At 33.7% G+C, this 17,825-nt stretch carries 19 protein-coding genes; all 19 read left to right on the top strand.

The features are described from left to right. The first annotated feature begins 141 nt into the window (after positions 1–141). The 19 genes from RSTT_RS03450 (at position 142) to pgi (ending at position 17,825) form a co-directional block, all read left to right on the top strand. Entirely contained in the window at positions 142–939 is a 798-nt protein-coding gene (locus RSTT_RS03450) for a phosphatidate cytidylyltransferase (RefSeq protein ID WP_096525684.1), read from the top strand. Next, complete coding sequence (locus RSTT_RS03445) at positions 936–2,093, top strand: 1-deoxy-D-xylulose-5-phosphate reductoisomerase (protein ID WP_015423418.1); 1,158 nt, start codon at positions 936–938, stop codon at positions 2,091–2,093. The genes RSTT_RS03450 and RSTT_RS03445 overlap by 4 nt, the downstream gene beginning before the upstream one ends. Before the next feature lie 512 nt (positions 2,094–2,605). After that, a complete protein-coding gene (gene ispG, locus RSTT_RS03440) occupies positions 2,606–3,688 on the top strand; it encodes a flavodoxin-dependent (E)-4-hydroxy-3-methylbut-2-enyl-diphosphate synthase (protein ID WP_015423419.1) in 1,083 nt (360 codons plus the stop codon). 20 nt (positions 3,689–3,708) lie between these two features. Continuing rightward, positions 3,709–4,185, top strand: a complete 477-nt coding sequence (gene greA / locus RSTT_RS03435) for a transcription elongation factor GreA (protein ID WP_096525683.1) — start codon at positions 3,709–3,711, stop codon at positions 4,183–4,185. A 72-nt stretch (positions 4,186–4,257) separates the two neighbouring features. Then, a complete protein-coding gene (locus tag RSTT_RS03430; protein WP_015423421.1) occupies positions 4,258–5,967 on the top strand; it encodes a proline--tRNA ligase in 1,710 nt (569 codons plus the stop codon). A 226-nt stretch (positions 5,968–6,193) separates the two neighbouring features. After that, positions 6,194–7,558 carry a dihydrolipoyl dehydrogenase family protein gene (locus RSTT_RS03425; protein WP_015423422.1) on the top strand — a complete coding sequence of 455 codons (1,365 nt, stop codon included), beginning with the start codon at positions 6,194–6,196 and terminating at the stop codon, positions 7,556–7,558. 1 nt (position 7,559) lies between these two features. Next, complete coding sequence (locus tag RSTT_RS06520; RefSeq protein WP_197701973.1) at positions 7,560–8,087, top strand: DNA adenine methylase; 528 nt, start codon at positions 7,560–7,562, stop codon at positions 8,085–8,087. 32 nt (positions 8,088–8,119) lie between these two features. Further along, positions 8,120–8,437, top strand: a complete 318-nt coding sequence (locus tag RSTT_RS06515) for a hypothetical protein (RefSeq protein WP_197701972.1) — start codon at positions 8,120–8,122, stop codon at positions 8,435–8,437. A gap of 235 nt (positions 8,438–8,672) precedes the next feature. Continuing rightward, on the top strand, positions 8,673–9,743 hold the full coding sequence (locus RSTT_RS03415) for a hypothetical protein (protein WP_197701971.1): 1,071 nt from the start codon (positions 8,673–8,675) through the stop codon (positions 9,741–9,743). Continuing rightward, positions 9,740–9,922, top strand: a complete 183-nt coding sequence (locus tag RSTT_RS06965) for an AAA family ATPase (RefSeq protein ID WP_197701970.1) — start codon at positions 9,740–9,742, stop codon at positions 9,920–9,922. Before RSTT_RS03415 ends, RSTT_RS06965 begins: the two co-directional genes overlap by 4 nt. Before the next feature lie 365 nt (positions 9,923–10,287). After that, positions 10,288–10,782 (top strand): ATP-dependent nuclease, encoded by a 495-nt coding sequence (locus tag RSTT_RS06505; protein WP_197701969.1) that lies wholly within the window; start codon positions 10,288–10,290, stop codon positions 10,780–10,782. Beyond that, complete coding sequence (locus tag RSTT_RS07080; protein WP_369698029.1) at positions 10,727–10,843, top strand: TOPRIM nucleotidyl transferase/hydrolase domain-containing protein; 117 nt, start codon at positions 10,727–10,729, stop codon at positions 10,841–10,843. Before RSTT_RS06505 ends, RSTT_RS07080 begins: the two co-directional genes overlap by 56 nt. After that, positions 10,818–11,054 (top strand): hypothetical protein, encoded by a 237-nt coding sequence (locus tag RSTT_RS06500; protein ID WP_197701968.1) that lies wholly within the window; start codon positions 10,818–10,820, stop codon positions 11,052–11,054. Before RSTT_RS07080 ends, RSTT_RS06500 begins: the two co-directional genes overlap by 26 nt. Next, on the top strand, positions 11,036–11,638 hold the full coding sequence (locus RSTT_RS03405; RefSeq protein WP_096525682.1) for a DEAD/DEAH box helicase family protein: 603 nt from the start codon (positions 11,036–11,038) through the stop codon (positions 11,636–11,638). The genes RSTT_RS06500 and RSTT_RS03405 overlap by 19 nt, the downstream gene beginning before the upstream one ends. A gap of 135 nt (positions 11,639–11,773) precedes the next feature. After that, complete coding sequence (locus RSTT_RS03400; protein ID WP_096525681.1) at positions 11,774–12,040, top strand: hypothetical protein; 267 nt, start codon at positions 11,774–11,776, stop codon at positions 12,038–12,040. A 136-nt stretch (positions 12,041–12,176) separates the two neighbouring features. After that, positions 12,177–13,241 carry a glycine cleavage system aminomethyltransferase GcvT gene (gene gcvT / locus RSTT_RS03395; RefSeq protein ID WP_096525680.1) on the top strand — a complete coding sequence of 355 codons (1,065 nt, stop codon included), beginning with the start codon at positions 12,177–12,179 and terminating at the stop codon, positions 13,239–13,241. A gap of 1,147 nt (positions 13,242–14,388) precedes the next feature. Next, positions 14,389–14,799 carry an ERF family protein gene (locus tag RSTT_RS03385; protein ID WP_096525679.1) on the top strand — a complete coding sequence of 137 codons (411 nt, stop codon included), beginning with the start codon at positions 14,389–14,391 and terminating at the stop codon, positions 14,797–14,799. 336 nt (positions 14,800–15,135) lie between these two features. Beyond that, complete coding sequence (locus tag RSTT_RS03380) at positions 15,136–15,471, top strand: DUF1828 domain-containing protein (RefSeq protein WP_096525678.1); 336 nt, start codon at positions 15,136–15,138, stop codon at positions 15,469–15,471. A gap of 710 nt (positions 15,472–16,181) precedes the next feature. After that, entirely contained in the window at positions 16,182–17,825 is a 1,644-nt protein-coding gene (gene pgi / locus RSTT_RS03375) for a glucose-6-phosphate isomerase (protein WP_096525677.1), read from the top strand.

The following is a 17,825-nucleotide window of genomic DNA, read 5'->3' as shown; positions in this document are numbered from 1 at the left end:
TTGCTGGATAGTACAGGTTTTTACAAATATATTTTTAAACGTTGGAATTTGCTATTGCATTTATGTGTCTCATACCTATAAAAACCCAAATATTTGCAAAAAGTTTAATCTGATATTAAATATAATTTCGAGAGTTTGTGGATGTTATTAACTAGAATATTGACGGCTGTTGCTGGAATACCTTTTATCTTAGCGTGCATATACAGCGGGAATATTCCGTTTTATGTAATGATGTTTATCATATCGTCTCTGTGTGTTCAAGAATATTTGATGATTTCAAAAAAATATAATCCGCATACCGCCGTATCTCTTGCTATGGCAGCGGCATTTTTTGTGTTTTTATATTTCTTCAAAGATTTTCCGGCAGATAAAGTGATAGTTTCAGCTATAGTAATGATATTTGTTCTTTTCGGAATTGAGATTTTCGGAGAAAATCCCACCTTTTGCATTGGCAGAATATCGTCATCTTTTTTAGGAGCTTTTTTTATTCCGCTTGCTTTGATGCATATGGTTTATATACGCAATTTACACGGCGGCATGAAACTTGTATTTTTCATTTTCATAGTCATTTGGATTTTAGATACTATGGCTTACGCTTTTGGAAAAGCGCTGGGGAAACATAAACTTGCAAATAATATAAGTCCTAATAAAACGTTGGAAGGCGCAATAGCAGGAATTGTTTTTGGAGTTTTGGCGGCAGTTGCCTGCAGGTGTACATTTATGAGCAATATTTTAACTTTGCAGAATGCCATAATACTCGGTCTTGTAATTGCTGTTAGTGGACAATTTTCGGATCTTGCCGAATCGCTTATTAAAAGAGACGGAAATGTTAAAGATTCCGGAAAAGTCGTACCCGGACACGGCGGAGTTTTTGACAGGTTTGACTCTTATCTATTTACAGCTCCTATAGCGTATTACGTTTTACAGATTTTAAAATGAAAAGAATAACGATTTTAGGATCATCAGGTTCAATAGGGAAACAAACTCTTAACATAATTTCTAAAATGAAAGAGAATGTTTGTATTGAAGGTCTTGCCGTTGGATCTAACATAAAAATTTTAAAATCGCAGATTAAAAAATTTAAACCCGCATCGGTATCCGTAAACAGTCCTGCCGAGGCTCAAAACTTAAAAAAGTGGTGTATTTCAAATAATATAAAAACTGACGTTTACAAAGGAAATACAGGCCTTGAAAAACTTACAACAATGCCAAAAACTGATATGATTCTTGCCGCTATCATCGGAGCTGTTGGCTTAAAATCCATTATAGCTGCAATAAAAGCGAAAAAAGATATTGCTATTGCAAATAAAGAAGCCATTGTTATGGCAGGAAGTTATATAATGAAACTTGCTGCTGAAAACGGCGTTTCAGTACTTCCTGTTGATAGCGAACATTCTGCGATATTCCAATGCTGTACTGATGAGAAAAAGTCACAGATAAAAAGAATAATTCTTACGGCTTCCGGCGGACCATTTTATAAATATGACAAAGATTTTTCCAAAATAACAGTTGAGCAGGCTTTAGATCATCCGACGTGGAAAATGGGCAGGAAAATAACGGTTGACAGCGCCACTCTTATGAATAAAGGCCTTGAAGCCATTGAAGCGTCTGTTCTTTTCGGTGTATCCATAGATAAAGTTGAAATTATTATACATCCGCAATCTGTAGTGCATTCAATGGTGGAATACGTCGATGGTTCGGTTATAGCGCAGCTTTCAAATCCGGACATGAAACTTCCGATACAGTACGCTTTAACCTATCCAGAAAGACTGCCGTCAAATATTAAACCGCTAAACCTTATTGAAATCAATAAATTAGAATTTTACAATCCTGATTTTAATAAATTTCCGTGTTTGAGTCTTGCGTACTATGCGGCCCAAAAAGGATATACTGTGCCTGCAGTAATGAATGCCGCAAATGAGATGGCAGTTGCTTCTTTTTTAAATAAAGAAATAAAGTTTACGGATATTGCAAAAATTGTAGGAAGAACCATAAAAACCCATAAGATTTCAAAGAGTACATCATTGGATACTTTTATTGAAGCTGACTATTGGGCGAGACACTATGCAGAAAAATTAATTAATGAAATATAATTCGTAGTATAAAGGGAGAGTTTAGCGAAAAAAGATAATTATTTAATTTACATTGCAGTGTCTACAGTAAAAATAAAATTTACTCCCGTTTTTATCATTATTCGTACTTCTGTCTCTATTTACTAAAGTAAAAGGGGGCATGTGGAAAATTTTCACTTTCTATTCCGCATATATCAAGCTGTTGTCATATTTTGCAGAGAGTTTGGGACAAAATAAGAATATTAATAAAAATTATTATGCTGATTGGGTTGTTTGTATTAATTATTAGGCGTGAATATTTAAAATAAAGATTGACTGGAAAATTACACTCCAATAAAGCATATTTGCATGGCAGGTACATTCCTTTTTAAGCGGCGTTATTTTTATAGAATCAAAAGCAGCAAAAATTATGAAGGATTGTTAAAACCTTAATGAAGAAAAACGTAAAACTGAATTCGCCGTCGTATAAATAACTGCCTGTAGTCAAGAATCAGAACTAAAGATTTAGAAAAAGATTTTGATTTAATCTAAAAATGAAATTTTATAAAAGAACCGAAACAAGAAAAATAAGTATCGGAAGCGTTATAATAGGAGGCGGGTCTCCTGTTGCTGTCCAGTCGATGACAAATACAAATTCAAGAGACTGGAAAGCTACCGTAAGACAAATAAAACAACTTGAAGAAACAGGCTGTGAAATCGTACGTATTTCTCTTCCCGATATAGAATCTGCTTGTAATTTAGGCAAAATAAAAAAAAGTATTAAAATCCCCTTGGTTGCAGACGTTCATTTTGACTATAGAATAGCACTTGAAGCAATAAAGCAGGGCGCTGATAAATTAAGAATTAATTCAGGGAATATAGGTTCAAAAGATAAAATAAGTGTTTTGGCAAAAGAAGCAAAAAAAGCGCATATACCCATACGAATTGGAGTTAACGCTGGATCTTTAAAAGAAGTTCATAATTTTTCCGATAATTTTTTACGGGCAAAAGCTCTTTCAAGTGCAGCAATGGAACATGTAAAAATTTTAGAAAAGCACAATTTTCAAGACATAGTTGTTTCTTTAAAAGCTTCAGATATTGATACGACAGTAAAAGCATATAAAATTTTTGCTTCAAAAAGAAATTATCCTCTTCATCTGGGAATAACGGAAGCAGGTTCAATTTTCAGCGGGACCGTAAAATCGGCGGCTGGGCTTAGCATAATGTTGTACGATGGTATCGGCGACACTATCAGGATTTCTCTTACCGCAAATCCTGTTGAAGAAGTTAAAACAGCTTATTCTCTTTTGCAGTCTATGGAACTTCGAAGTTCAGGAATAGAGATTGTTTCATGTCCCACATGTTCCAGATGTGAAGTTGATTTAATAAAGATAGTTTCAGAAATTGAAAAGAAAACTTCTGCAATGAAAAACTTGAAGAGATTTTCTAAACCTGTAAAAGTGGCTTTGATGGGTTGCATTGTAAACGGTCCGGGAGAAGCAAAAGACGCAGATTTTGGCATAGCCGGAGGAAAGAATACGGGAATATTGTTTAAAAACGGCAAGCTTATAGGAAAGGTCAATGTAGATAAATGGGTTGAGAAAATTATTTCTATGATAAAAAGTTATTGTAGGTAAGATGATTTTGGGAGCAGAAAATGTCAGAAATTTATTTAACCAGGGAAGGAAGAAAAAAACTTATTAAAGAATTAAACGAACTTCAAAAAAGAAAGCCGCTGATTCAAGATGAAATTGCAAGTGCAAGAGAACACGGGGATTTAAGAGAGAATGCGGAATATTGTGCCGCAAAAGAAACACTCGCTAATCTTATACGCAGAATTATGGAGCTTACCTCAAAAATAGCCTGTGCAAAAATTATTGAAGAACAGAATATTGATTCTGACAAAGTATTTATAGGCGTTACCGTAACAATAAAGGATGAATATGGTGCGGATTATCAATATGCCATAGTAGATTTAGAAGAAGCAGATCCTGCCGCAAACAGAATATCAATACAGTCTCCGCTTGCTCAGGGATTGCTGGGACATACAGCCGGCGAAACAGTTGCAGTTGAGCTGCCAGCAGGCAAAACAAAATTTAAAATATTAAAAATTTCAAGATATCAGGGAAATTAAAATTGTAAAGTGAAAAGACGGCAATGGCAACCTATCTCCACATTTTCACTGCGACTGAAAGAGGATGATTCCATGTTTTTTTCAAAAATGCTTATTCCCACATTAAAAGAAGCTCCGTCAGATGCTGATATAGTCTCCGTAAAACTTATGGTAAGATCTGGAATGATACGTAAACTAGCGTCGGGATTTTATGAATTATTGCCCTTAGGACTTAAAGTTTTAAGAAAGGTTGAAAATATAATAAGACAGGAAATGAACAGTGCGGGTGGACAAGAAGTAATCTTTCCTTTGGTTTTTCCTAAAGCTTTGTGGTTGGAAACCGATAGATGGAATGCTTATGGAAAAGAACTTTTCAAGCTTAAAGACAGAAAAGATGCTGAGTTTTGTCTTGCTCCGACTGCGGAAGAAGTAGTAACCGATTTGATAAGGAAAGATATTAAGTCATATAAACAGCTTCCTGTTATGCTGTATCAATTTGGGACAAAGTTCAGAGATGAAATACGTCCGCGTTTTGGTGTGATGCGCTCGAGAGAATTTTTAATGAAAGATGCTTATTCGTTTCATGCCGATGAAGCCGACTTAGAAAAATACTATAAAACTATGTTTGACGCCTATACAAATATATGTATAAAATGCGGTTTTCAATTCCGTGCCGTTGAAGCAGCATCGGGCGTAATCGGCGGATCATTTTCTCACGAGTTTATGGTTTTGACAGATACTGGCGAAGAAGAGATGACATGGTGTAGCTGCGGTTACGGTGCAAACAGCGCAAAAACCGAATGCTTAAAAATCGAACAATCCAAAGAAGAACCGCTTCCCTCGGAAGAAATATTTACTACGGATGTCTGTGCTATCGAAGACGTTGCAAAACTTTTGAATTTGTCTCCTAAGAAATTTATAAAAACAATGATATATATTGCAGACAAAAAACCTGTTGCTGTTTTAGTAAGAGGAGATTACGAGATAAACGAAATAAAACTTCAGACTCTGCTCGGTGCAGATGGAATGCTGCTTGCAGATGAACAGACTGTTATTTCCGTTACAAATGCGCCGATAGGTTTTGCAGGTCCTGCCGGACTTAAAAACATAAAAATTATAGCCGATTTGTCTGTCGCTGAATTATCAAATGCGCTGACAGGCGCAAACAAGAAAGATTATCACCTAAAGAATGTAAACTTCAAAAGGGATTACAATGCAGACATAGTTGCCGATATAAGAAAAGTTAAACGCGGCGATACTTGCCCCAGATGTAAAAAAGAAGAATTAAAATTTTCAAGAGGCATTGAAATAGGACATACTTTTAAACTGGGTGACAAATATTCAAAATCAATGAATGCCTCGTATCTTGATGCAAACGGGAAAGAAAAATTTATTATTATGGGCTGTTATGGGATAGGAGTCACAAGAATACTTGCCGCAATAATAGAACAGTCTCATGACGATGACGGTATAATATGGACTAACAATATTGCCCCGTTTGAAGTTGTAATTGTTCCTCTGAATTACGCAGATGAAAAAACTAAAGAAACAACGGAGAAAATATACAAAGAACTATCTTCAAAAGGATTAGATGTTTTAATTGATGACAGAGATGAAAGAGCCGGAATTAAGTTTAAAGATGCCGACCTTATAGGCATTCCTTACAGAATAACAATCAGCGAAAAAAATCTCGCAAACGGGAACGTAGAATTAAAAGCAAGAAGAGACGGCAAAGATGATGCCGTCAGGCTTTTCAAACCGGAAGGAGTTGTAATTGAATTGTTAAAGATATTTAAAAAGTAATATGACTTTATGTTATCTCTAATGATGCGAAAAATATAAAGTAATTTACAGACTTAATTATAAAATTGAATTGCTTTTATAAGATGAGTATAATGACTTTATTAAAAATTAGCAGGAGCATAAAAAGCGGCAGATAAAATAATAGAATGATATAAAACGGCTCGGATGAGGTACAAAAAAGAAATCGTGACAATAGTTTCAGCTATAATTTCATTTAAAGGATAAAATGAATTTTAATAAATATGATATTGCTGTCATAGGTTTGGGACCGGGTGGATTTACTGCTGCTGTAAGAGCAGCTCAGCTTGGAGCAAAAGTTGCAGTAATAGAGAAATCTTTTACCGGTGGCACTTGTTTAAACTGCGGGTGTATTCCAACAAAATTTTTGTGGCAGTCGCTAAAAACAAAACAAAAAATCCAAAAATCTTATGAATACGGTTTTAAGGCGGTTTTAGAACCAGTTATCTTTTCAGATATAATTGCAAAAAAAGACAAAAATATTGCCAATATTAGAAAAGGGATGGAGATGGTACTGGCTTCACATAAATTGGATGTTATAATCGGCTCCGCTTTGTTTAAAGATAAAAACACTCTCACGGTTTTGAATAATGAAAGAGGCACAGTTTCAGAAGATGTAATCTACGAAGTCCTTGCAGATAAAATTATTATCGCTTCGGGCACAAAACCTTCAATAATAAAAGGTTCTGCCTTTGACGGCAGTAAAGTAATAAGTTCGACAGAGGTTTTAAATCTTAAAGAAATCCCGAAAAATATGCTTATAATAGGTGGCGGAGCGATAGGTGTTGAAATGGCGACGATATTTTCGGGATTTGGCTGTCAGGTAACTCTATCTGAATATGAAAATTGCCTGCTTCCAAATGAAGATGAAGAAATATCTGAAGAAATAAGAAAAAATTTGTTAAGGCATGGTGTTAATGTGCTGACTTCATGTGCTGATGCGCTTGATGACATAGACAAATATGAAAAAGTATTGATAGTTACTGGCAGAACGCCGAACAATGACTTAGGTTTGGATAATATCGGAATTAAAATGGCAAAGAAAGGTTTTATAGAAACGAACGAGTTTTGCCAAACAAATATAGAAAATATTTATGCCGTAGGAGACATTGCTGGGAAAAATTTGCTTGCATATACTGCCCAAAACGAAGGAGCCTTAACTGCTGAAAATGTTGTTAGAGGGAATTTTATTGCAGTCGATAACTTTATTGTCCCGCAAGCTGTTTTTGCAATGCCGCAAAGCGCTTCGGTAAAAGTATTAGATTTTTCAAAATATCAAGATGTTGTCTTCGGGAAATTTCCGTTTACTGCAAGCGGCAGGGCTTTTATTGAAAACGAACGTGCGGGTTTTGTAAAATGCGCTGTTGATAAGACAACAAAAAAACCGTTAGCTTTTTGGATTGTCGGCGCGCATTCCGACGAACTCATAAATACAGCTTCTCAGATTCTCAAAAGCGGTATGGAATATATATCAAGAGAAACAATGTTCCATCCGTCGTTTAGCGAAAGTCTGCTGAACGCCTATGAATACGCGCTCGGAAAATGTACGGAACTGGTTAAGAATAAGGATTGAAATGCTTTTTGAAGAATATAAATATTTTGATTACAGATTTCCTGAGCCGCAATATTTAGGAGCAAAACATACCCATTTGTCATGGATAAATAAATTTATGCCAGATGGAATTTCTGTTGTGCTTGATGCTTTTTCAGGTTCTCAATCTGTCAGTTTCCTCTTTAAGCAATTAGGATTTAAAACCATAACCAACGACTTCCTCAATTTCAACAATCAAATAGGCAAGGCCTTAATTGAAAATAAATCATATACATTAGACAGTAATGACTTAGCGATTCTTTTTCAGCCAGCAACCAACAAAGATGATTTTGATTTAATTGAAAAGACATTTACCGATATATTTTTTGAAAGGGAAGAAGCCATATTTTTAGATAATTTTAGAGCCAACATTTCTTTATTGGAAAATGAATACAAGAAGGCTGTTGCATTTACAGTAATCAATCGAAGTATAACTAGAAAAATAACAATGGGACATTTCGGTCATATGCAGGCTTTAGTCTATGCAAATGAAGGCGAAACAGAAGTTTAATTCGTCCAATTAAAGAGTTATTTAAAGAGCTTTTGCCGAGTTACAATAATGCAGTTTTTGACAATACAAATGACAATCGGAGTTTTAATCAAAACATTTTAGATCTTTTACCACAGTTATCAAATATTGATTTAGCGTATTTTGATCCTCTATATTGCGACAGTCACGCTAATTATCAGGGTTTTTATCATTTGCTTGAAACCTATACAGAATATTGGAAAGACAAAGAATTTGTAAATGGAATTAAACGATATGAGCCGCAGAGATACAGCGGTTTTGATAAAAAGCGAGATGTCTTTTCCTCTTTTAAAAACTGTTTGAGTTATCAAGTGAAATACCATATTGGTTAATTAGTTATAATAATAAAAGTTATCCCGGAATAGAAGATTTTGAGGAGTTAATCCTGAAACATCGCGATGTAACTATTGAAACAAAAACCTATCAAAATGATAGAGGCGGAAAAGGAAGCGTCGCGGGAAGCCAGGAAATTTTATTTGTTTGCAAACCACGAAAGAAATATTTTATTCCAATTAAAAGCAGGAATAATTAGTATAATGAAAAATTTTAATTATTGGGACGATCTAATTGGAAGAATTCAATCGTGACAATGTCGGATTGTTATGGCTAAAAATTAAATCACTCATCCGGGTTGAGTTAGTAAAAGGCTTTTTAAAATTTTCAGGCTATACCGCAACTGCTAAAAAGCAAGTAGATAATTTCCGAGAGTTATTTAAGTTGCTCTCTCCTCAAGATATAGCCCAAAGTCATAGTCTGCTAAATGATGACTACATTAGAAAGGTTAGTCATGTACAAATAACAAGCATTGACATTCAGCAGTTGGTTTCGGAGTTGTATAAACTCAAAAATTTTGATTGGGGTGGAGATTATCGGAATTCACTAGATAAATATTTGGTGAGAAAGTATGTAAAAGTCTTGAATCCATCTTATGATGATCTCGTATCAAAATTTGAAACCGAAATCAATCCCGTAGTGCAAGGCTATGTTTTAAACAGTTGGTATAATTATTGGAGTAGCATAGTGATTGAAAATATTTTTAAATTACATCCTGCTGTATTGCCTACGGTTGGCCAAATAAAAAACGTCGATTTCTTTATCAATGACATTCCATTTGATTTGAAAGTTACCTACTTGCCATCTGAATACGTTAAGTGTAAGCGTAAAGAAAAAGGTTTGCCAATTGAATTAACCTACCTAAAAAAGAAAGCAGCAGAAGCAGGAATCGTATTTGACAAAAATGCAAAACCAACTGATATTCTTTACGAAATAACAGAGAAAATGAAAGATAAAAATGACGTGTTTTGCAGTCAAGTACTGACAAAATTAAAAGCTGAAAAATTGGAAATTTTGAAAGAAGTGCAAGAAAAGCCGGAAATTTTAATAAAGTGGCTTTATGAGAATCAGGGAGAAATGCGATTCGGTTCAGAAAATCGCTTGTTTCTTATTCTTGTTGACACAGACGACTTTAATAATTCATGGAAATTGAAACGAAATATTAACTTATTGAAACCAGCGGTTATTTCATATTTGGACAGTTTTAAAAGCAAAAAAACAGAAGATTTGAATATATCTTTTGAATTCAATGGCAGATCTCATGGATTTTCGGCTTTGGCGGATATAATATTTGTGGTAAAATGAAAATTAAAAAACTCATAGTATTTAATTTTAAGAGGTTCAGTTTTATTGAAATCAATTTTAAACAAAATATTAACGTCATTGTTGGAGATAATGAATCGGGTAAAAGTTCTATTCTATCGGCAATAGACTTAGTTTTATCGGGAAGTATACATAAAATTGAAACACTGGGATTAGTTTAATTTGTTCTCCGAGAGAAGAACTCAGCAAGGATATTTCAGATATATTAAAACAGATCACCAATAATTCCCCATATGAGTACTATTCAATTTCTTTCATGACATTCAGCTTGGGGGTTTAAAAAACAATTCAAACATATTTTATTGGATAATACAATGATAGACAATGAATATGCTACCAACTTATTTGTAAAAAAGCTTTATAACTGTTCCGTTTCGAAAATTGAAAAAATAAACATTTAAATGAATATCGTAATTCTAAATTAAAATTTAAAGAAAGTATACTAAAATGTTTAAATGACAGGATATCTAAAGGCAAATATGAGTTTTCAATAAAAAATAATACAAAATCTAATCTTGAGACAGATTTGACAATTATCGAAGACGATATTGATTTACAAAATCATGTTAAAGGAAGACAATGTTTCATAAAAAATGAAGATGAACTTGATATAATTCTGTTAGAAGAACCTGAAAATCATTTAAGTCATATCAATATGCTGAATTTGATAGAAAGACTTAATAAATCCCCAAATAAACAGTTATTTATAACGACGCATAATAGTTTGATTAGTGCTCAATTGGATTTGCGTAATTCTACTTTGTTAAACAGTAGTAGCAAAGAATCTATTGACCTAGAGAAATTAAGTGAAGAAACAGTGAAATTTTTTATTAAATCACCATACAACAACATATTAGAATTTATATTGTCAAGTAAAGTAATTCTTGTTGAAGGTGACACAGAATATATATTGCTTGAGAAGTTTTTTGAATTAGAAACTGGGGAAAAAATCAAATTTATCAGATATGCATATTATTTCTGTTGGAGGAAAGAGATTCAAAAGATATATGGAAGTAGCTAGGCTATTAAAAATAAAGACAGCTGTCATTACGGACAATGATAAGGACTATCAAAAAAAATGATATATATACATTTGAATTATCTTTATATAATAGTAATAAGGAAATCTGTAATGATATTTTTTCAAAAAAATTAACAGAAAATAAAAATGTTGAACAATATATGCTTAATAAAAAAACAGAGTATGCGCTTGAATTACTTGATAAAAAGGGGGATGAGTTGGCAGTTCCCGAATATATTAAAGAGTCAATCAAATGGTTGAGAGAAAACTAATATTAGCTGTAGCAGGTTCAGGGAAAACTAAGTACTTAATAGATCGTTTAAATTTGAAAGAACGATTTGTCATTGTTACATATACAAATACAAACCTCAATTTAATAAAAAATAGAATTGTAAAAAGATTTGGGTATTATCCAGATAATATCAGAACTCAAGAATATTTTGGGTTTTTATACAATTTTTGCATTAAGCCTTTTGTACTTTTTAAATATAAAGTAAAAGGAATATGTTTTAACAGACCGAAAAGATTGTATTCGCAAGAATGTATAAATGAGGAAAGACGTTTTTATTACAATCGTTTGGGTAAATTTGCTGAAGACGAAGGTATAATTGATGATATAAAGGCGAGACTTGAGAGATTTTACGATTATTTGTTTTTTGATGAGTTTCAGGATTTAGGCGGTCATGATTTTAATTTTATAACTCAAATTGCTCAAGCAAATATTGGTTTTTTATTTGTCGGAGATTTTTTTCAAAACACTTATGTGACAAGTGATGACAGGAGCGTAAATTGCAATCTATACAAAGATTTAGAAAAATATTGCCGTAAACTTAAACAAAAAAAATGTGTTGATTGATAAAAAACACTTAAAAATAGTTATAGATGCAGTCCAACAATTTGCAATTTCATAAGGGATAAGATTGGGATTGAAATATATTCAAATAGAAAAGATATAACTAAAATAATACCTATTAAAGATAAAAATTCCGCTTTGACTATTTTAAGAAACAATGCAGTAATTAAACTCGTTTATGATAAAAAAAGCAATAGTGAAAGCTTTAAATCAAAGAATTGGGGCGAATGCAAAGGTGAAGATGATTATGATGATACTTGCATTATTTTAAATAAAAAAACTGCAAAATTTTGGAAAGAAGAAAAACTTAATGAATTAAGCCCACGAACAAAAAATAAACTCTATGTTGCAATTTCAAGAACAAAGGGTAATTGTTATTTACTTGATGAAAAACTTGCTAGATAAATTACGTCATTTGTCAAAAATATAGTGTTTCTGATGCATAGATAGTGTGTTGGTCGCTAAGCTGTTAATGACAAAAAAGCAGATATGATTTTTAGCTGTAAGTAGTCTTAAAAATAAGTAAAGAGGAACATAAAAAATGAAAAGAACGTATTTGTTTGACGAGCATAAAAAGCTTGGAGCAAAATTTACTGAATTCGGCGGCTGGGAAATGCCGGTGCAATATACATCAATTATTGACGAGCATAATGCCGTGAGAACAAATGTCGGTGTATTTGATACGGCTCATATGGGAACTTTTGCAGTAACCGGAGAAAATGCTGAAAAGTTTTTGAATTATGTTACGCTTGGAAATATATCTGGACTGCCTGATAAAAAAGCAAGATACTCAATGATATTAAATGAAGAAGGAGGCATAAAAGACGATATTATAGTTTATAAATTCGGCAGTGAATATATGATTGTAGTAAATGCCGGAAATCTGGAAAAAGATTTTAACTGGTTAAGCAAACATAAAATGGAAAAAGTCGAAATAAAAAATATAAGCAGCGATATTTCTCTTATCGCGATACAAGGTCCTAAGTCTGCCGAAATATTACAAAGCGTTTCTGAAACAGATATAAAAAGTATGAAATATTTTACAGTTTCAATATTAAAACTGAAAGATATTAGTGTAGATTTTTACAGAGTTGCAAGAACTGGTTATACGGGAGAAGATGGCTTTGAAATTTTTATCTCAAAAGAGCAGGTAAATAAATTTTGGAAAAAACTTATGAGTCTTTCGGTAAAACCCTGCGGACTCGGCTGTCGCGATACTTTGAGATTAGAAGCTTGTATGCCTTTACACGGACATGAAATTGGCGAGAATATAAATCCTATTGACGCCGGATTTCAAAAGATAATAAATTGGGATAACGATTTCATAGGTAAAAACAGGCTGTTGCTTCTAAAAGATAAGTCTATGAAAAAATCAATAGCGTTTGAATGTACATCAGGTATTGCAAGAAATTCAAATGAAATTTTTTCGGGGAATAAAAAAGTCGGATATGTAACAAGCGGTTCTTTTTCTCCCACATTAAAAAAAGCAATAGGTATAGCGTTGATTGATGCCGATGCCGGCACGGATGAATTGGAAGTTGAGATTCATAATAACAGAAAAAAGATAAAAACAGTTACTAAACCGTTTTATAAGAAACAAAAATGAAAAAATTAGTTATCGTTTCATTTTTGTTTCTTGCAGTTGTTGCGCACGCATCAGAACGAACAAATGATAGAAATTGACGTAGAAATCACCGAGATCAATGAAAACGAAAATAGGGATATTGGCATTAAATGAACCGACGCAATTTCGATAAGTAGATCCAATACTCCAGCTGTTTTTGAATCAAAGTTTACAGAAATAAGAAATCAACTTTCAGTAACTCTAAAAATTTTGTAAGAAAACGGTGCTGCAAAAATTTTGCCAAAGCCTAAACTTATTACAAAATCGGGTACGAGTACTGAATTTATGGTTGGCGAAGAATTTCCCATTACAGTGACTGGAATTATTGGTAACTCTTCAGTAAAATGAAAAAAATACGTAATAATGATGAAAATTACTCCAACGGTCATAAGAGACAATAAGATTACATTGTCATTAACAGTGAACTTTCAAGAATTAACAACAGTGTCTCCGTTGGATGTTTCCGGAAATATTGAAAAAACAAGCTCATTCGCGTCTTCAGATAAAAGACGAATATACAATGGTTTTAGCTGGTCCCATTAGTGAGTTACGTTAAATGATAAAAAATATGCCTGTAAATAACAGTCGGTCTCTTATAAGTACTGTTTGTAGTTATATTTATTACTTTTGTAATGTTTGCATTTATACAGGTTTATATTATAACTGTTAATGATATAATTGCAAATGAAGCCGCGTTTGTTGCAATGCATTCAGCAGCTGTTACAAGAAATAAATATCATTATAAAGAAGGGCATAGGAGAAAGAATAATTATCTTACATTTTTTTATCCTGCCGCAGTTTTTGGAACAAGCAGTTTTAATCTTTTGCTTTTTGTTCTTTCTGACAAATCAACCCGTCGAAAAATATTTTAAAAAATCAAATCAGATAACTATTTAAAAATAATCGGAACTAAACGATTATCCAATGAGGTACTTGTAGTAAGACATATTTTTATGTGGGTAATCAAAGAACGTTGATAATGCCGAAAGCAATTTCGTCAACTCTCACCGCTCTGTGTCGTTCGGTATGCGGCGAATACCTATACCGCTCAGAGAAAAGATAAAAAAGCTGTGCAAAAAATGGCAGTTACCACCCAACCCTTGAGGACAGTTACATTTCTTAATGCATAGTGGACGCTAATGGTGAGGGAATAGGAAACTATAAAAAAAACGGTGAAAGAACAGATAAGAGAAGTGATAAAAGAAAAGACAAATTATCTTATGGGAACAGTTTTCGCTTGAATCTGAGAGGAACCCAGTTTCTTATATTAAAGAGCAAATTTCGGGACTACGATTACAGAAACTGCGAAGATATCTTAGAAGTAGTAAAAAAGATGCCGTCAGAAGAATTCATAATCGGTTTAGATGCCGAGGTCGTATTAATCGGGTATAAGATAGTATGTCAAAGATGCAGTTGTTTTTTTGACCGCAAATTGAAAAGAAACTCTAACCTCAAAAAAGATAACGATAAGGCTCAGATAATGGGCGTGTGTAGCTCTTACGCTATAGTTATTGACGCAGCTCCGCAGATCACACGATAACCACGATAATTCGGGAGCAATAGTTTCAAAGCCGAATCTATCGCCGGATGCTTTGGCGACTAAAGAGCAGTTGGTAGAAATAGTAGATTTAAGAACAGATTTGGAAAAGTAAAAAAATATTACCACCCTAATGTCGAGGAGCTAACGTCTGCTGTTGCCGAAGCTGTAATAAAAAGAGAGGAGAAAAAATGAAATGACTGATACTTCTGCTAAGTATGGTGGGCATTGCAGGGTTGTTAGTGGCAGAAGTCTTTTCGTGGATGCGGGGAGTGGGGAGAATAAACTCAAAAGAGTAATAAAAAGTTTAATGCGGGGGCATTACAACTGGCTTAAAGATTGCACGTACATAGACGGCAGCAAAAACTTACAAAAGGGAAAGAATGTCATATTCAAATACACACAGCTTTTGTCGATAATCATGATGAATTTATAACAGTTTTAGTAAAAGCAACAAAACACCCAGATGAACATTGGGTAATTTTAACAGATGATGGATATATTATAAACGATTTGTGTAAGTCTGGAATTAAACTGGATTCTCTTGGGGGAAAAAAGTTGCTAGAAAATATATTAAGCAATTTTGGCGTTGTCAGAGCCGAATATCCGACCCGCACTGATAGAAAAAGTTTTGTGCCAACGAAAGTGATTTTCATACATGGCTGTACAAATTGATAAAAGCTATGCTTTTTACAGCCTATCAATTTTGAGGAAAAACTAAAGGAGTAGAATGAAATTACAAAGAAGCAAGAAGCTAAAAAAGATTAAATATCTGTGTTTATTTGAGGTATACTAAGTATTTCCATTTTTTGCAAAAAGAAAAGTATAAAAAAGTAATCAATTGTAGTTTATTCTGATGTATAATATCAAAATACACTGTAGATAGAACTGGATTGGCACGATGATGTTAGTGAATTGGCTTGCACAAGGGGGGAGGCACCGGGGATGTTGGTGGGGACCACCTGCACTGACTATGAGAACGACATACGGCGACGCCGGTACGTATCTATTAATCTTACCGGCTAGAGTTGTGATTACGGGTTCAATCTACTGGTTTTATAAGAGGCTGCCCTTGTTGCTGTCTGTGGCGCAAGTAATGAAAAAATTAGCCTGCATTTATATTTTATCTTTTGTTTTCTGCTCTGTCTTTAATTGCGAAAACTCCAGTTCTAAAAAGTCGCACAATCCTATTTGACTTTTTGCGTTTATAATGTAAGAATAAAATACAAAATATTCAAAAAGACAAAAACATGTCCGGCTGAAATTCAAAATATATAAACAACAAGGATGAATAGATGAGGATATACTTTAAGTCTTTAATTATCAGTGTTTGTTTGATTCTTTTATTTTCTGTTTTAGGATTTTCCGCATATAGGGAGAAACGTATGAGCAAATTTGGGCTTAAGAACACACCGCAATGGCAAGGTCTTGAGAAGAATTATAGAGAAATTAAAAAGATTCATTTAAGAGAGTTGTTTAAAGATGAAAACAGATTTAACAAGTTTTCTATACGTGACAACGATTTAGGCATAACCTTTGATTATTCAAAAAATATCATAAATTCAGATACTTTCAAACTCTTGATAGAATTTGTAAAAGCTGCAAAGGTAACAGAATACGCAAAAAAGATGTTTTCGGGAGAAAAGATAAACTGGACTGAAAAAAGAGCTGTTTTGCATACGGCTCTCAGAAATAGAAGCAATATGCCCATTTATGTTAACGGAAAAGACGTTATGCCTGAAATCAAGGCAGTTCTTAAAAAAATGGAGAATTTCAGCAATGATTTAAGAAGCGGCAAATGGGTTGGTGCAACAGGCAAAAAAGTTACGGATGTTGTAAACATCGGTATAGGCGGATCGGATTTAGGTCCTAAAATGGTTTGTGAGTCGCTAAAATACTATGCCGACGGGCCGAATGTTTATTTTGTATCCAACATTGACGGCGCAGATATATACGAAGTATTAAAAAAATTAAATCCGGAAACTACTCTTTTTATAGTTGCTTCAAAAACTTTCACAACTCTTGAAACGATTACAAATGCTTTGACCGCAAGAAAGTGGCTTACTGATAAGCTCGGCGATAAAGCTGTTGCAAATCACTTTGTTGCTCTTTCCACGAACGTAAAAAAAGTTAAAGAGTTCGGTATTGACGAAAACAATATGTTTGAATTCTGGAGTTTTGTCGGCGGTAGATATTCGCTATGGTCTGCAATAGGTTTGCCGATTGCCTGTTATGTCGGTTTTGATAAATTTATCGAACTTTTAGATGGCGCTTACTATATAGATCAGCATTTCTTAAATGCTCCTTATGAAAAAAATATACCCGTGATTATGGCTGCTTTAGGTGTTTGGTATAACAATTTTTTTGGAGCTTCAAGCCACGCAGTTCTGCCTTACAGCCAGTATCTGAACAAATTTCCCGCATATCTGCAACAGGGAGATATGGAAAGCAACGGTAAAACTATAAATTTTGAAGGGCGTAGAGTTGATTATGGAACCGGACCGATAATTTGGGGCGAGTCGGGTACGAACGGACAGCATTCTTTTTACCAGCTTATTCATCAAGGAACAAAATTTATTCCATGTGATTTTATAGGTTTTGTAAACCCGCCTGAAAAAATCGGCGATCATCACGAAAAACTTATGGCAAACTATTTTGCCCAGACGGAAGCTTTGGCTTTCGGACTTACTAAAGAGGAAGCTACTAAAAATCTGAAAAAAGCTGGTATTTCTCCTGCAGATATAAAAATTCTTACTCCGCATAAAATATTTGAAGGCAATAAACCTACAAATAGTATATTATTTGATGAGCTTACACCTAGAACTCTAGGAGCTTTGATTGCATTATACGAACATAAAATATTCACTCAAGGAATTATGTGGCGCATCAACAGTTTTGATCAGTGGGGAGTCGAGCTTGGAAAAGTTTTGGCAAATGTTATTCTGCCTGAACTTAAAGGGCAAACCGACAATAATCATGATAATTCAACAAAAAATTTAATAAAAATTTTCAATTCCAACAAAAAATAG

The sequence above is a fragment of the Candidatus Endomicrobiellum trichonymphae genome (assembly GCF_002355835.1).
GTDB classification, from domain to species: domain Bacteria; phylum Elusimicrobiota; class Endomicrobiia; order Endomicrobiales; family Endomicrobiaceae; genus Endomicrobiellum; species Endomicrobiellum trichonymphae.
This window is presented reverse-complemented; position numbering and strand designations above follow the sequence as displayed.

What these genes read in the sequence shown, in the direction of transcription:
- RSTT_RS06520 (WP_197701973.1), top strand. Translation starts at nt 7,560, where the DNA reads ATGCTTTTTGAAGAATATAAATATTTTGATTACAGATTTCCTGAGCCG.
- RSTT_RS03405 (WP_096525682.1), top strand. Translation starts at nt 11,036, where the DNA reads ATGGTTGAGAGAAAACTAATATTAGCTGTAGCAGGTTCAGGGAAAACT.
- gcvT (WP_096525680.1), top strand. Translation starts at nt 12,177, where the DNA reads ATGAAAAGAACGTATTTGTTTGACGAGCATAAAAAGCTTGGAGCAAAA.
- RSTT_RS07080 (WP_369698029.1), top strand. Translation starts at nt 10,727, where the DNA reads ATGCATATTATTTCTGTTGGAGGAAAGAGATTCAAAAGATATATGGAA.
- RSTT_RS06965 (WP_197701970.1), top strand. Translation starts at nt 9,740, where the DNA reads ATGAAAATTAAAAAACTCATAGTATTTAATTTTAAGAGGTTCAGTTTT.
- RSTT_RS03425 (WP_015423422.1), top strand. Translation starts at nt 6,194, where the DNA reads ATGAATTTTAATAAATATGATATTGCTGTCATAGGTTTGGGACCGGGT.
- pgi (WP_096525677.1), top strand. Translation starts at nt 16,182, where the DNA reads ATGAGCAAATTTGGGCTTAAGAACACACCGCAATGGCAAGGTCTTGAG.
- greA (WP_096525683.1), top strand. Translation starts at nt 3,709, where the DNA reads ATGTCAGAAATTTATTTAACCAGGGAAGGAAGAAAAAAACTTATTAAA.
- RSTT_RS03430 (WP_015423421.1), top strand. Translation starts at nt 4,258, where the DNA reads ATGTTTTTTTCAAAAATGCTTATTCCCACATTAAAAGAAGCTCCGTCA.
- RSTT_RS03450 (WP_096525684.1), top strand. Translation starts at nt 142, where the DNA reads ATGTTATTAACTAGAATATTGACGGCTGTTGCTGGAATACCTTTTATC.
- RSTT_RS03445 (WP_015423418.1), top strand. Translation starts at nt 936, where the DNA reads ATGAAAAGAATAACGATTTTAGGATCATCAGGTTCAATAGGGAAACAA.
- ispG (WP_015423419.1), top strand. Translation starts at nt 2,606, where the DNA reads ATGAAATTTTATAAAAGAACCGAAACAAGAAAAATAAGTATCGGAAGC.
- RSTT_RS06500 (WP_197701968.1), top strand. Translation starts at nt 10,818, where the DNA reads ATGATAAGGACTATCAAAAAAAATGATATATATACATTTGAATTATCT.